Here is a 14633-nt window from a genome sequence, read left to right as displayed (position 1 = left end):
AAACCAGAGCCCGCTAATCTCGATAGGGCCTGACCAACCGGAGACTACCTTATGCGCCTTGCCTTGCCCCTTGCCCTGCTGCTGACAACCTCACTGCCTGCGGTGGCTGAGATGCCCTCCCCCACCGGTCACGTCTTACTGACGCTTGGTGGCGCGGTGACCGAAACCAATCTGCCAGCCCGTGGCGAGAATGACGGCGGTCTACTGGGCTTTCTAGATGTTCAGCACGATGGCGCCGCCGGGTTCGACGCGGTGACACTGGACAGCATGAAGCAGGTCGAGATCACGATCCCCTATGGCCCCGAAGGCAATCAGCGAGAGATCGTTTTTTCCGGACCTTTGTTGGCAGATGTTATGACATTGGCGGGCGCTGCCGGCAAAACCGCAAAACCCATGGCCATGGACGGCTATCAGTCGGAGATTTCGTGGGACAGCATCACGTCACATCAACCCATCTTGGCCACGCATGCCGATGGGTTCCCGATGGGGATCGGCGGCTACGGCCCAACGATGATCGTGTTCCGTCCGACAGATGATGAAGAACTGGCGCAAGAGCAAGCCGGGCAGCAGGTCTGGGCGCTGGCTTACATCGAGGTTGAATAATCAACGCCCGGTCAGCCGGGCGTGATCCTGCAGCGCGAACCGATCCGTCATCCCGGCGATATAGTCTGAAACGATCCGGGCCAGTGCAGTTTCATCCTCCGCAGCCTCGATATCCCCATGCCAGCGCACAGGCATCTGTTTGGGGTCATTGAGGTAAATCGGAAACAGTTCCTCAACAACCGCGCTGACCTCGGCCCGAACCTGCATCACGCTGGGCGCGCGATACATGCGCGCAAACAGGAAGGCGCGGATCTCTTTCAGTTGTGCCCAAAGCGCAGCTGAAAACTGGACCACCGGATGGCTGAGATGGCGAATATCTTCAACGCTCTGCGCCCCAGACTGGTCGATCAGGTCCCGCGAGGTGTCGATCACATCCGAGACCATCACCCCAAACACCCGCCGCAACGCCTCGTGCCTGCGGCGATATGGGTCCAGACCCGGATATTTGCGATCCACCTCAGCATAACAATCCCCCACGATAGGCAATTGCTGAATGTCCTCATCCGTGAACAGATCAGCACGTAAGCCATCCAGCAGATCATGATTGTTATAGGCAATGTCGTCTGACAATGCAGCAACCTGCGCCTCGGCGCTCGCATGAGTGTACAGTTCCAGATCGAAACCGGCATTGCATTCTGCCAAGGCCCACGGAAGCTCTCCGACAACCGGCCCGTTGTGTTTGGCAATGCCTTCCAGACATTCCCAGGTCAGATTGCAGCCGTCAAATTGAGCATAATGCCGCTCCAGCCGGGTCACGATCCGAATGGCCTGTGCGTTATGGTCAAAACCGCCATAGGGTTGCATCAATGCGTGCAGGGCGTCTTCACCGGTATGCCCAAACGGGGTATGGCCCAGATCATGCGCCAATGCCACCGCCTCGGTCAGTTCCGGGTTGAGGCCAAGCGCGCCGGCAATCGTACGCGCCACCTGAGCGACCTCGATGGAATGCGTCAACCTGGTGCGATAGCTATCACCTTCATGTTCGACAAAGACCTGCGTCTTGTGTTTCAGCCGCCGAAAGGCGCTGGCATGAATGATCCTGTCCCGATCCCGCTGAAAGCACGATCGGAAACTGCTTTCTTCCTCTGGCACAAGCCGCCCCCTGGCGCGGCCTGGATCCGAGGCAAAACCCGCTCTGTTCAAAGGTCTTGTCCTTGTCGCCCGTCCTTTGGTTGCATATATTGCAGCGCGAGAAGGAAATAAACCTTTGGAGTCTGGCATGAATCTGCCCCCAACAGTGACTGAACGCGCCTTTGAGCGGCTCGCCGAAATCGGCGCGGCGGATCAGGGGCAAGCTTTGCGCGTCGCAGTGGAAGGCGGCGGATGTTCCGGTTTTCAATACGAAATTGCGCTGGACCAGCCAAAAGAGGACGATCTGGTGCTGGAAGGCAAAGGGCAAAAAGTCATCGTCGACTCGATATCTCTGCCATTTTTGGAAAATGCTGTCATCGATTTCACCCAGGAACTGATTGGCGCGCGGTTTGTGATCGAAAACCCAAACGCCACGTCTTCCTGCGGCTGTGGCACCTCGTTTTCGATGTAACGCCACGTGGGGGCTTTGCCCCCACACCCCCAAGGTATTTCCCGCCAGATGAAGCAGAGATCCGCTCTCCGATATATCCATCGGAGAGCTTCACCTGGCGCGGCCATCGGCGCCTCCGCCTGTACCGCTCAGGAACTTTGAGAGATCATGGTTAATAATCCGTTTCTTCATCTGGCCAAAAATACCTCGGAGCGCGAGGCAGAGCCTCGCAACCCTGCCTCCACCTTGCCGTTGGGCCAGTTCTGCGCGATAGGTTGCCCTGAGGCATCGGAGGACCGCGCATGAAAATCGCCACGTTCAACATCAACGGCATCAAAGCACGGGCCGAGGCCCTGCCCCGCTGGCTGGATGACGCGCAGCCCGATGTGGTTCTGTTGCAAGAGATCAAATCCGTCGACGAAAACTTCCCGCGCGAGATGTTTGAAGACCGAGGGTACAACGTCGAAACCCATGGCCAAAAAAGCTTTAATGGCGTTGCCATTCTATCCAAGCTACCGCTCGAGGACGTCTCGCGCGGCTTGCCCGGCGATGACGAGGACGAACAGGCGCGCTGGATCGAGGCCACCGTTGTCGGCAAGCAGGCCATCCGGATTTGTGGGCTCTACCTGCCGAATGGAAATCCAGTGCCCGGGCCAAAATACGACTATAAGCTGGCCTGGATGGAGCGTCTCTATGCGCGCGCCAAAGACCTTATTGCAAGCGAGGAGCCCGCATTGATGACGGGCGACTACAATATCATCCCGCAGGACGAGGACGCCAAACGCCCCGACGCTTGGCGCGAGGATGCGCTGTTTCGCCCCGAAAGCCGCGCGGCGTTTCGCAAAATCCTGAATCTTGGATTTACCGAAGCTTTTCGCGCCCGCACGCAAGGTCCCGGACATTATTCATTTTGGGACTACCAAGCTGGTGCTTGGAACCGAAATGACGGCATCCGGATCGATCACTTCCTGCTGACGCCGCAAGCCGCTGATCTGATGCGGGATTGCCGGATCGATGCCGAAATTCGCGGGCATGAGAAGCCATCAGATCATGTGCCGGTCTTGGTGGATCTGGATATCTGACTGGTCAGGCCGTCACATCGTGGCCGTAGATCCACTCATAGCGGCGCGACAGATGTGGGCCGATCACTGAGAGCACAAGCTGCGCCGCGATCCTTTTGGGGCCTTGCGGGTGAAAATTGCGGGCATTTGCGGCAGCAGCTGCAACAACGCGCTCTGCGCGCGGAAGACGCGCCGCCTCATAAGCTGCCAGAGCGCTGCTCATCTCTGAGTGGTCGTCAAAGCACCGGGCCAAAACCCAGGCGTCTTCCAGCGCCAGGCATGCCCCTTGCGCCATGAAGGGTAGTGTTGGATGCGCGGCATCGCCCAACAAAGCCATGCGGCCATCCTGCCATGTTCGCGCAACAGGCCGCAGGAAAAGCGCCCAAAGATGTGCTTCTTCCACGTCGGCCAATATGTCGCGCACTTCGCCTCCGAAATCCGCAAAGCGGGCGCGCAGATCATCCGGATCGCCCTGTTTACGCCAGCCTTCCTCCTGCCAATCCGACCGTTCTTCGATGGCAACAATATTCATCAGACTCTGGTCACGTAGCGGATAGGTCACCACATGGCGGCATGGACCCATGGTGAGTGCGGCGCGCGGTTCGGCCTCAGCCTCCTGCAATGGAATCGTCGCGCGCCAAGCGATCTGATGAGTGAATACGGGTGTCTCAGACCCGTTCAAGCTGGACCGGAGGGTACTGCGCCCGCCATCGGCAGCGATGACGCAATCGGCCCGCAGATGCGCGCCGCTTTCAAAAACAAGTTCAACCTCGGTCGGGTGTTTGCGCAACTCAGCAACACATGCGCCCAAACGGATATCTACCCCGGCGGTTTGCGCCGCCTCATGCAACAAGTCCAAAAGATCAGCACGATGATAGTAATATGTCGGCCCAGCCTTCGGACCCGGCAGACGGCTGATCACTCGACCGTTGCGATAGTCACGCAGCACGGTTCCGTAGGACCTTTGGCCCAACGCCGGTGTATCGGACACGACATCCAATGCGCGCAGTACACACATCCCGTTTGGGCTGATCTGCAAACCCGCACCCACTTCAGTCAGGGCGGCGGCCTGCTCGAATACGGTTACCCGCGCCCCGCGTTGCTGCAAGGCAAGCGCGGCGGCAAGTCCACCTATGCCACCGCCCACAACGCAGAATTTCAGCCCGTCGAGTTTCATCCCTAGGGCTTAACGCAAAAACGCCGAGGCGACAGGCCCCGGCGTTCCGATTTTTTGCGATTTTCAGCGATCAATCGTCGCGGTGAACCTTCTCGCGGCGCTCGTGGCGCTCTTGCGCTTCCAGTGTCATGGTCGCGATGGGTCGCGCATCCAGACGCTTCAACGAGATCGGATCACCAGTCTTTTCGCAATACCCGTATTCGCCCTCGTCGATGCGGCGCAGGGCCGAGTCGATCTTGGCGACCAGCTTGCGCTGGCGATCCCGCGTGCGCAGTTCCAGCGCGCGGTCGGTCTCTTCGCTTGCGCGATCAGCGACATCGGGAATGTTTCGGGTATTGTCCTGCAGCCCTTCGATCGTGTCGCGGCTGCCTGCAAGTAACTCTGTCTTCCAATCCAGCAGCTTGCGTCGAAAATACTCAAGCTGACGATCATTCATGAAAGGCTCATCTTCGGCCGGGCGGTAATCATCCGGCAGAAAAACTTCCTGCTTCATATCTGCTCCCTCGGTATGGCCAGAAACGTCGGTCGCGGTTGTATCACCTGACATTTGGCACCCCCTTCTGCGCAGCGTTTATCCGACGGGCACGGGATTGTCACTACACAAACTTAGGTCAGGCGCGCCCAACGCCTGACTGGTCTAAATGTGATACTTGAAACGGAAAAAACGCGTTTTTCGGTGAATTTCTAAGGGTGATTTTGTGGCAGTTCACAATCAGTGAAGCAGAAAAATCGCCGCGAATCGCGTTAGGCGATGGCGTTTGCACGGCAAATTGCGGTTGAGTCGACGCAGCGACCCGGGTTGTCAAAATCACTGGCTCTCTGTAACCGGGATTGCACCACGCGCAGCCGCGCGCAAGAGCTTGAGGGGCCCATGACTGCACGTTTCCAAGGCACAGCCGAATATGTTGCCACTGATGACCTGACCATCGCCGTAAACGCGGCCGTGACGCTGGAACGCCCCTTGCTGGTCAAGGGTGAACCCGGCACCGGCAAGACCGAGCTTGCCAAACAGGTGGCAGGTGCTTTGGGCCTGACGATGATCGAGTGGAATGTGAAATCCACCACCCGCGCACAGCAGGGCCTGTACGAATATGATGCCGTCAGCCGGTTACGCGACAGCCAGTTGGGCGATGAGCGTGTGCATGATGTTTCGAACTATATCCGCAAGGGTAAGCTGTGGCAGGCCTTTGACGCCGACGAAAAGGTCGTGCTGTTGATCGATGAGATCGACAAGGCCGATATCGAGTTTCCCAACGACCTTTTGCAAGAGCTCGATAAGATGGAGTTCCACGTGTACGAAACCGGTGAAACGATCCGGGCCAAGCATCGCCCTATCGTCATCATCACGTCGAACAACGAAAAAGAACTGCCCGACGCCTTCCTGCGCCGCTGTTTCTTCCACTATATCCGCTTCCCGGATGAGGCGACGATGCGCCGGATCGTCGAAGTGCATCATCCCGGGATTAAGGACGCTCTGCTGACTACGGCCCTGACCCAATTCTACGAAATCCGCGAAACTCAAGGCTTAAAAAAGAAACCCTCAACCTCAGAGGTATTGGATTGGCTGAAATTGCTGTTGGCCGAGGACCTGACACCCGAGGATTTGAAGCGCGACGGGGCAAACGCGTTACCCAAGCTTCATGGGGCGTTGCTGAAGAACGAACAGGACGTGCATCTGTTCGAGCGGCTGGCCTTTATGGCGCGCAGCAAGCGTTAGCCTGCTGTTGAATAGGTCGTGAACGCGGCTTGCCTTGGGGCGGGGCGGATGTCAGCATCGGGCAATCGGGGCTCAGTTTATCAATAGGGACGTATCGCTTGGCCAACGCACTAGAAATTCGCCCCTTGCGGGCTGCGGACAAAGATCAATGGGCCGAGATGTGGCAGGCCTATCTGGCCTTCTATGAAACCACCCTGCCTGATGAGATTTATGAATCGACGTTTGCACGTTTGCTTGGGGACGATCCGCAGGATTTTTCCGGTTTCGTTGCCGAACAGAACGGCGCGTTGGTTGGGTTAACGCACTATCTGTTTCACCGTCACGCTTGGAAAGTGGAGCGGGTCTGCTACCTGCAAGACCTCTATGCCCGCCCCGAGGCGCGCGGGACCGGTGTAGGGCGCGCGTTGATCCAAGCGGTGTATGACGAGGCCGACCGGCAGGGCGCGCCAGCGGTCTATTGGCTGACACAGGATCACAACCAGACAGCACGCCAGCTCTATGACCGGATCGGCACGCTGACGCCCTTTATCAAGTACAACCGCTCATGATGCGATGGGGCGCCCTTGCCGCGGTATGTCTCCTCTCGGCCTGCGCATCGGTCGAGCGGATTGAACTGCCGGGCAATGTGACGACTATTGAACAGGCCCTGCCCCCGGCCAACAGCTTTACGACGTCACGGCCTACCCCTCCGGCCAGGTCCAACAAAAACATAGCCGCTGATTTCTTAGACCTGCACTTTGCCCTGGAAAGTGGCACACAGCTGCCCGTTTTCACCCGATTTGAAACCCCGGTCACGGTGCGGCTGACGGGCAAGCCCACCCCCAGCATGCAGAGCGATCTTGCCCGATTATTGACCCGTTTGCGGCGTGAAGCGGGGATCGATATCCGGCAAGTTTCCGAAGGTCAGGCCAGTATCACCATCGAGGCCGTCAGCCAGCGTGACATTCACCGTATCCTGCCGAATGCTGCGTGCTTTGTGGTGCCTAATTCCTCCAGCCTGGAAGAATACCGCCGGGATCGTCGCAAGGCCAAAAGTAGCTGGACCGAACTGCGACAGCGGGAACGCCTGGGCATATTCATCCCTTATGACGTCAGCCCGCAGGAAATGCGCGATTGCCTGCACGAGGAACTGGCGCAAGCGCTAGGGCCGCTGAACGACCTGTATCACCTGCCCGATTCCGTGTTCAACGACGACAATATCCATACCGTTCTGACCGGCTTTGACATGTTGATCCTGCGGACGGCCTATGCACCGGAGTTGAAAACAGGCATGACGCGCGAACAGGTTGAGGCCGCCCTCCCAGGTGTGCTGAGCCGCCTGAACCCGCGTGGAGACAGGTTGCCAGTTCAACCCTTCACGACAACACCGCGCGCGTGGATTGACGCGATCAACAAAACGCTTGGCCCCGGTCCCGGATCACCTCGACAATTCCGCTTTGCGCAGAAGGCCGCAGAGATTGGCCAGCAACAGGGTTGGACCGACCACCGCCGTGCCTATCCGCACTATCTGATGGGGCGCATGATCCAGTTCCGCGATCCCGCAGCAGCCCTCCAGCAATATCAGATCGCCCTGCAATTCCTGAATGCTACGCCGGGAACCGAGGTACATCGCGCCCATGTCACGGCGCAAACCGCCTCATTCGCGCTGGCTCAGGATCAAGGCCCTAACGTGTTGCCTGATCTGGATAAGGCCATAGATGTAATGACGCGAGCCGAAAACGCTTCGCTTCTAGCAACGCTCCTCTTGTTGAAATCCGAAGCGCTTATGCAGGCCGGGCAGGTTCAGCAGGCACGCGCCGTCAGACTGGACAGTCTGGGGTGGGCGCGATACGGGTTTGGCGCAGATGTGGTGGTGAAATCCCTGGCAGAAAGCCGCGCGACCAGATCAGCCGGTAACAATATAGGCGGATGACAAATACATGCTGGTAGTCCTGGGAATGGCTGTTTTGGGTGCGATACTCGGCGCTTGGAACGCGCGCAAACGCAACGGGAACGGCGCCGATATAGCTCAGTACGCTGCTGTCTATGGCATTGCCTTTGCCTTGCTGGGGCTGGTGATTTCGCTGATCCTGGTTCGACTGGTGATCTGACCGATGTTCCTGCCCTTTTATGAGAACCTCCGTAAGGCTGGCATACCCGTTTCTCTGCGGGAGTATCTGACCTTTCTGGAGGGGATGAAAAAGGGTCTGGCCACTTATGATGTCGAGGCGTTCTATTACCTCGCCCGCGTGTCGATGGTGAAGGATGAGCGCAATATCGACAAGTTCGACCGTGCCTTTTCCGCCAGTTTCGAAGGGTTGGGCGAGATCAGCTTTGATCAGGTTCTGGAGGCGGTCGACATTCCCGCCGACTGGCTTGAGAAAATGGCCGAAAAGCACCTGTCGGCCGAAGAAAAAGCAGAGATCGAGGCGCTTGGTGGGTTCGACAAGCTGATGGAGACTCTGCGTGAGCGTCTGAAGGAACAGCAGGGCCGCCATCAGGGAGGCAATAAATGGATCGGCACCGCTGGGACCTCTCCGTTCGGGGCCTATGGTTACAACCCCGAAGGGGTGCGGATCGGCCAGAAGGAAAGCCGCCATCAGCGGGCTGTGAAAGTCTGGGACAAGCGCGAATTCAAGAACTTGGATGACACAGTTGAACTAGGTACGCGCAACATCAAGGTCGCCCTGAAACGCCTGCGCCGCTGGGCGCGCGAGGGCGCTGCCGAAGAGCTTGATCTCGACGGCACGATCCGCGCCACGGCGGAACATGGCTATCTGGACGTCAAGACCCGGCCCGAACGTCACAACGCGGTCAAGGTTCTGCTGTTTCTGGACGTTGGCGGGTCAATGGACCCACATATCAAAGTGGTCGAGGAGCTGTTTTCCGCCGCACGAACCGAGTTCAAGCATCTGGAGTATTACTACTTTCACAATTGCCTCTATGAGGGCGTGTGGCGCGACAATCGCCGCCGCTGGGACCAGCAGACGCCCACACATGAGGTGTTGCGCACCTACGGCCCCGACTACAAATGCATCTTCGTCGGCGACGCCTCGATGAGCCCTTACGAGATCGCCTATCCCGGCGGCGCCAATGAGCATTGGAACCAGGAGGCCGGTCAGGTCTGGTTGCAACGCGCACGCGAACAATGGGCGTCAAACCTGTGGATCAACCCGGTGCCCGAGAAATACTGGGAATACACCCATTCCATCGGCATGATCCGCGAGATTTTCGAGGACCGCATGGTCCCGATGACCCTGTCCGGCCTGGAACAAGGCATGCGCGAGTTGACGCGGTAGGCCGCAAGATTTGCTTCGAGACTAAAGCCACCTTCACTGACATGCATTGCGATAGAACGACATTTCTTAGCCGGCGTTTTTTGTGTTCATTCAAGGCACTCAGGGTCCGACGCGCATTTTGACAGCCCATCCAGCAACGCATCACTGATTTCACCATCTGGCCCGCCCGCATAGTGACCGGCGGATTGAAGGCGAAGCTGCCAGAGCGAAATGTCTTCTGAACTTGCGTTTTCCAAACCTCGGCGCCATGCGGCAAGCGCAGCTTGCGGGTCTCCTAGACGATGGTGAGAAAAGCCGAGTTTCGTGTATTGTCGATCAATCACCTCGTCCGAGATTTCATTGCCCTCTTCCCGTTTCGATGCAACTTCAAAGAAATCATTAAGTGAGGTGATTGCCGCTTCGTCGTCCCCGAGATCAAAATAGACATCTGCTTTCCCGGCATGTGCAAAAGCATTGTCCGGCAGATTCGCAAGAACCGTATCGAATTCAGCAAGCGCGCGCTCCGGCTCATCAAGATCTGCAAAGCTTCGAGCCAGCAGTGTACCAAAAGAAGGCCCAGCAATCTCGCGAGCAGCGGGTGTACTCAGCCTTTCGCTCCTTGCTATTGCTTCGGCAGTTTCCCGTACAAACCGCTCTGCAGTACGGAGCGCGAAGTCGTATTCCGGTTTGATTCCCAAAGCACGTTCAATCGCCGTCTCAGATTCTGCGTATCGACCAAGTCGCAGCAGGACATCACCAAGGACGGCCCATGCAACGTGGTCATTTGGGTATAGAGCCAAAACATGATTGAGGTCGACTTCTGCGTGATACGGCAGTTCAAGATGCTGGTAGTATAGCCAGGCGCGATCCAGTCGCACTAGAGCATAGTTGGTGTCAAGCAAAACGGTTCGGGAGTATGCCTCAAGCGCCGCATCATAATCCTCAAGCTTCTCCAGAATTCGCCCTTCGAGATGTTGATCTATCACTTCGTTCGGATCAGACGCGAGAACAAACCTCGTATCTGCCAAAGCTTCCGAGTACCGCTTCATTTCATAGTATGTGCTCGCCCGACCGCTGTGGCCAAAATCAGATGCCGGATCAACCTCCAGAAGACGGTTGAACAGCGACAAGGCTTTATCATACTCATCCCTGTTCAAGTAGATCAGACCCAGATTGTGTAGAGGCGCTGTCCAATCTGGCGTGATTTCAAGAACTGCAAGATAGTCGACCTCGGCCAAACCGGGATCTTGTCTAGCCAGACGCAGCGCGCGGTGAAACAGGGCCTGAGATCGAGTGTGTTCGGGAAGATCGTCATAGGCCAGAAGCGATGTGCAACCAGCGATGACCTCCTTATCGGAATTGCCTCTTAAGAGGCACTTCTGGGCTTTCGCTTCAACGCCAAAAGGCGCGGAAACCGCTAGAACAACGGCGGCCAACGCGACACCAACAGCGGCCAGTCGAATTTTGTTCATGAGATGCTTTCGAAGTATGGAATAGGGCAGAATAACTCTTAAGAGTTAGATACATTCTCAGCATCGCGCGTCAATCACGAGATGCAACCCGCGTCACTTCATGCGTCCCTTAGAATGGGACCTTGCAGCTCATAACAAACAGAACAGACGTTTGTTGCGTCTGGAGCCTTCTCTTATTAGGAGTGCAAAACACGCGCGAACAATGGTCGTCAAACCTGTGGATCAACCCGGTGCCCGAGAAATACTGGGAATACACCCACTCTATCGGCATGATCTGCGAGATTTTCGAGGACCGCATGGTGCCGATGACCCTGTCCGGGCTGGAACAAGGCATGCGGGAACTGACGCGGTAGGAGATGCTCCTTGAGGCCATCGCGCTGATGGTTCGAGGGCAAAAGGCCGTTGATCTTTAAGGTTTTACAACCCGGCCACTCCGACTAATGTGCATCCGGAAAAGTGGAACTTTCGCCTGCGTTTCTGGGCGCTCGATACTCCCTACCAGATCTGAGGTTTATTGATGTCAGAAGAGTTCTTTGAAGATGATGGCTCGGTGTCTTATCGCGGGGTCAGGATTCAAAAGGCGCCCGGATTGTTCACACGTCGAATTTTGAAATCCATGAGATTGGGGCGGTATGAAACAGCAGAACTGCGTCATGCCGAGCGGTGCATCGAACAAGGCGAGCGTGTTCTGGATATCGGGGCTGGAGTTGGTTTCTTGTCGACCAAGATCGCGCAGATCGAAAAGGTGGATAAAGTAATGTCAGTCGAAGCAAACCCCGCATTGATTGACGTAATACGCACGACGTTTGAAGGAAACGGGGTTTCCCAAAAGGCCGAGTGTCTTCATGGTATTCTGGGGCAATCCTCAGATGGTGAAACAATCGATTTCTATATTAGAAAGAACTTCTGGGCGTCGTCCCTGAGTGGTGACGAACGCGCCTACATTGACAAAGTCGAGGTACCGATTTTGGATTTCGACGCGTTAATTGCAAGGTTTGCCCCGACGATGATCATTTGCGACATCGAAGGCGGCGAGTTGGAGCTTTTCCAGAAATGTGACCTCCGCTCTGTACCGCGCCTTGTGATTGAAGTTCATCCGGGAATTTACGGCCAAACCGGACTGGCCAAGGTGTTTCAGGCCGTGATGGATCAGGGGTTTGTTCTGGATATCCGTGCCCCGCGCGCGGGTGATGTACTCACCTTTCTTAATATGGATCACTTCGCGGAGTGAGACCGAGGGATCCGGATTATGGGCATTCGATCTGCTGAAGAATTATGTTGCCCTGCTGCTGCGGCGCCCCCATATCTGAGCCATGTTGCGTTTCACCCCGATCCTTCTGGCCATTGCTTATGGCCTTGTGATGTACCGGATTTCGGTTTGGCGCACCCATCGTGAGCTGGATCAGAAATCAACCGAACTGGCCGATCCTGTATTGAAGAGGATGACCGACCGGTTGGCCGCCGCTTTGGATATCGCGCGGGTTCCGGTTTATATCTATGAGATCGATCCGGTGAATGGGTTGGCCGCACCCGATGGGCGCATTTTCATCACCCGCGGGTTCTATCGCAAGTTTCGCAACGGAGAGGTTTCAGCCGAGGAAATGGCCAGCGTGATCGCGCATGAGCTCGGACATGTGGCATTGGGTCATGCCAAGCGGCGAATGATCGATTTTTCCGGTCAGAACGCGATGCGGACAGCGCTGATCATAGTGCTGAACCGGTTCATTCCCTTTATCGGTGCGATGATCGCCAATGCGCTGACCTCATTGCTGGCCTCGCGCCTGTCACGCCAGGATGAATATGAGGCCGACGAATACGCCGCCGCCTTGCTGACCAAGGCTGGGATCGGCATCGAACCGCAAAAGTCCTTGTTTCACAAGCTGGAGGACCTGACCCAGCAACGGGCTGGAATGGTGCCAGCATGGTTGATGAGCCATCCGAAGACGGGAGAGCGGATTGCAGCGCTGGAGGCACTAGAGCAGCGTTGGAGTGCGGGTGGCCGGGCTTAGGCAGCGAGGGGCCAGCCCCTCGCGCTCCCCGGGATATTTATAGCCAGATGAAGGGGGATCACGCCTATTGGGAGAGGGCTTTGCCCAAGCGTGGGAGGCGTGCCTTTTTCATCAACGCGCGCAGGGTCCATTGGTCGCCAGAGAGGCGGTTGGCCTCATCGAGAACGCGGTTGGCGATAGTGGCCATACCGTCGGGGTCCGAGAGCCAGAAACCGTGCAGCAAGCCATCGGGGTCACGACGGTCGAGTCCCTCTTCTGCCAGGATATTTTTCGGGAAGTCCTTCGCGTTGACGGTCACGATAATGTCGGCTGAAGCGGCTATCGCGGTTGCCAGAACGTGGATATCTGCAGCATCAGGCAGCCAAAGGCGGTCTTCGAGCCCTTGTGTGGGTGCGCGTTCGGCTTGTGGCCAGTGCGCCTGCGCCAGGGTAATTTCAGCGCGGGCTTGCGCCTCGCCCTCGGGACCCAGCTTGCGGGCAGCGCGGGCCCATTCTTCCAGAATACGGGCGGACCAGATCGGGGTGAAATGGCCCAGGCTTGCAGCGCCCAGCAACATCTCTCGCATCACTGTCGGGTAGATGACGCAGGTATCGAGAACCGCCCTCACAGACGGTAGAACACGGCTTTGAGGTAACCGCTTTCTGCCAGTTGAGGCAGTTGCGGGTGATCGGGGCCTGCGAAACCAGTGTGGATCAGCTGTGCCTGTCGTCCGGCGCGGCCAATCCCACGCGAGGACGCATCACGAAAGCGGCCTAGATCGGCGGCGTGTGAGCAGGAGCAGAGGCCCAGATAGCCACCGGGTTTGACCAAAGGAGCGGCCAGGCGCGCGATACGTTCATAGGCGCGAAGGCCTGCATCCAGTGCTTGTTTTGAGGGTGCAAAGGCGGGCGGGTCGCAGATGACCACATCGAATAGGGCGCTCTCATCACCCAGCTGGGTCAGAACGTCGAACGCATCGCCCTGGCGGGTCTGAAAACGATCCGCGCAGCCTGTGGCTTTGGCCCCTTTGCTTGCCAAGTCCAAAGCGGCGGCTGAGCCATCGACGCAGGTTGCTTGTGCAGCCCCTCCGGCCAACATGGCAAGGCCAAAGCCGCCTACGTGGCTAAACACATCCAACACGGTTGCTTCTGGGTGAACCAAACGGGCGGCGAAGGCGTGGTTTGGGCGCTGGTCGTAGAACAGGCCGGTTTTCTGGCCTCCGGTCAGGTCGGCCATATAGGTTGCTGCGTTCATGGGCACCGGCAGCGGTGCGTGTGGTGCTCTACCGCGTAGGGTTTGGTTCACGTCATCCAGCCCTTCCAAACCGCGGGTGCGGCCTGAGGCGTTTTTCAGAACCGTCGTCACGCCGGTCACCTTTAACAGCGCGTCGGTGAGCATTTCCAAATGCGCTTCTGCCCAGGCGGCGTTGGGCTGAATGACACAGGCGTCTCCGAAACGGTCGATGATCACGCCGGGGAAACCATCGGCCTCGGCGTGGATCAGGCGGTAGTATGGCGCGTCGAACAGGCGTTCGCGCATCTCAAGCGCGCGTTGCAGGCGGGTTTCGAACCAATCGGCGTTCAGATCGGCCTCAATATCGCGATCCAATAGGCGACACATGATTTTTGAGTCGGGGTTCACCGCGACCAAAGCGATAGGTGCGCGCTTTTCATCCTCAAGCACGGCCAGCGCTCCGGCCGGGATTTTGCGAGTGCGGCGATCGGTTACGATGTCATTCGCATAGACCCAGGGAAACCCATGTCGCAGGCCGCGCGCATTGGCTTTGGGTTTCAGACGGATACGTGGGCGATCAGTGGTATTGGTCATGACCCCCTC

At 57.4% G+C, this 14633-nt stretch carries 16 protein-coding genes and 1 pseudogene; 11 read left to right on the top strand and 6 right to left on the bottom strand.

Annotated features, from left to right (window positions below):
• Window positions 1-51 precede the first annotated feature (51 nt).
• Window positions 52-603 carry a putative pterin-binding protein gene (locus tag ACR0EL_RS01700; RefSeq protein ID WP_480497672.1) on the top strand — a complete coding sequence of 184 codons (552 nt, stop codon included), beginning with the start codon at window positions 52-54 and terminating at the stop codon, window positions 601-603.
• Here ACR0EL_RS01700 and ACR0EL_RS01695 read toward each other — a convergent pair whose 3' ends face one another.
• On the bottom strand, window positions 604-1746 hold the full coding sequence (locus tag ACR0EL_RS01695; protein WP_480497670.1) for a deoxyguanosinetriphosphate triphosphohydrolase: 1143 nt from the start codon (window positions 1744-1746) through the stop codon (window positions 604-606). It abuts the gene before it with no gap.
• Window positions 1747-1822: 76 nt separating this feature from the next.
• Here ACR0EL_RS01695 and ACR0EL_RS01690 point away from each other — a divergent pair, with 76 nt between their 5' ends.
• Window positions 1823-2146, top strand: coding sequence for a HesB/IscA family protein (locus tag ACR0EL_RS01690; RefSeq protein WP_170530516.1), 324 nt, complete (start codon window positions 1823-1825; stop codon window positions 2144-2146).
• Window positions 2147-2427: 281 nt separating this feature from the next.
• Window positions 2428-3207: an exodeoxyribonuclease III gene (xth, locus tag ACR0EL_RS01685; protein WP_480497668.1), complete on the top strand. Its 780-nt coding sequence runs from the start codon at window positions 2428-2430 to the stop codon at window positions 3205-3207.
• Between the two features lie 4 nt (window positions 3208-3211).
• On the opposite strand, the gene ACR0EL_RS01680 is transcribed toward xth, so the two are convergent.
• Window positions 3212-4363: an FAD-dependent oxidoreductase gene (locus ACR0EL_RS01680; protein ID WP_480497666.1), complete on the bottom strand. Its 1152-nt coding sequence runs from the start codon at window positions 4361-4363 to the stop codon at window positions 3212-3214.
• A 70-nt stretch (window positions 4364-4433) separates the two neighbouring features.
• A complete protein-coding gene (gene dksA / locus ACR0EL_RS01675; RefSeq protein ID WP_170450050.1) occupies window positions 4434-4856 on the bottom strand; it encodes an RNA polymerase-binding protein DksA in 423 nt (140 codons plus the stop codon).
• A 378-nt stretch (window positions 4857-5234) separates the two neighbouring features.
• Here dksA and ACR0EL_RS01670 point away from each other — a divergent pair, with 378 nt between their 5' ends.
• The 5 genes from ACR0EL_RS01670 (at window position 5235) to ACR0EL_RS01650 (ending at window position 9358) form a co-directional block, all read left to right on the top strand.
• On the top strand, window positions 5235-6080 hold the full coding sequence (locus ACR0EL_RS01670; protein ID WP_480497664.1) for an AAA family ATPase: 846 nt from the start codon (window positions 5235-5237) through the stop codon (window positions 6078-6080).
• Window positions 6081-6238: 158 nt separating this feature from the next.
• Window positions 6239-6628 (top strand): N-acetyltransferase family protein, encoded by a 390-nt coding sequence (locus tag ACR0EL_RS01665; RefSeq protein WP_480498406.1) that lies wholly within the window; start codon window positions 6239-6241, stop codon window positions 6626-6628.
• Entirely contained in the window at window positions 6628-7992 is a 1365-nt protein-coding gene (locus ACR0EL_RS01660; RefSeq protein ID WP_480498405.1) for a DUF2927 domain-containing protein, read from the top strand. Before ACR0EL_RS01665 ends, ACR0EL_RS01660 begins: the two co-directional genes overlap by 1 nt.
• A 7-nt stretch (window positions 7993-7999) precedes the next feature.
• Complete coding sequence (locus tag ACR0EL_RS01655) at window positions 8000-8170, top strand: hypothetical protein (RefSeq protein WP_480497662.1); 171 nt, start codon at window positions 8000-8002, stop codon at window positions 8168-8170.
• 3 nt (window positions 8171-8173) lie between these two features.
• On the top strand, window positions 8174-9358 hold the full coding sequence (locus ACR0EL_RS01650; RefSeq protein WP_480497660.1) for a vWA domain-containing protein: 1185 nt from the start codon (window positions 8174-8176) through the stop codon (window positions 9356-9358).
• Window positions 9359-9444: 86 nt separating this feature from the next.
• Here ACR0EL_RS01650 and ACR0EL_RS01645 read toward each other — a convergent pair whose 3' ends face one another.
• Window positions 9445-10575, bottom strand: coding sequence for a tetratricopeptide repeat protein (locus ACR0EL_RS01645; protein WP_480497658.1), 1131 nt, complete (start codon window positions 10573-10575; stop codon window positions 9445-9447).
• Between the two features lie 428 nt (window positions 10576-11003).
• Here ACR0EL_RS01645 and ACR0EL_RS01640 point away from each other — a divergent pair.
• The 3 genes and pseudogenes from ACR0EL_RS01640 to ACR0EL_RS01630 form a co-directional block, all read left to right on the top strand.
• Window positions 11004-11162 (top strand): annotated as a pseudogene (locus tag ACR0EL_RS01640) (VWA domain-containing protein); the annotation flags it as partial.
• Between the two features lie 164 nt (window positions 11163-11326).
• Window positions 11327-12040, top strand: a complete 714-nt coding sequence (locus ACR0EL_RS01635) for an FkbM family methyltransferase (RefSeq protein WP_480497655.1) — start codon at window positions 11327-11329, stop codon at window positions 12038-12040.
• Window positions 12041-12122: 82 nt separating this feature from the next.
• Entirely contained in the window at window positions 12123-12818 is a 696-nt protein-coding gene (locus ACR0EL_RS01630) for a M48 family metallopeptidase (protein WP_480497653.1), read from the top strand.
• A gap of 64 nt (window positions 12819-12882) precedes the next feature.
• Here ACR0EL_RS01630 and ACR0EL_RS01625 read toward each other — a convergent pair whose 3' ends face one another.
• Together ACR0EL_RS01625 and ACR0EL_RS01620 are read right to left on the bottom strand one after the other, a co-directional pair.
• Window positions 12883-13425 (bottom strand): RSP_2648 family PIN domain-containing protein, encoded by a 543-nt coding sequence (locus ACR0EL_RS01625; RefSeq protein WP_480497651.1) that lies wholly within the window; start codon window positions 13423-13425, stop codon window positions 12883-12885.
• Window positions 13422-14624 (bottom strand): RSP_2647 family RNA methyltransferase, encoded by a 1203-nt coding sequence (locus ACR0EL_RS01620; protein ID WP_480497649.1) that lies wholly within the window; start codon window positions 14622-14624, stop codon window positions 13422-13424. The genes ACR0EL_RS01625 and ACR0EL_RS01620 overlap by 4 nt, the downstream gene beginning before the upstream one ends.
• Window positions 14625-14633: the final 9 nt, after the last annotated feature.

The sequence above is a fragment of the Ruegeria sp. AH12 genome, from assembly GCF_056541465.1.
This window is presented reverse-complemented; position numbering and strand designations above follow the sequence as displayed.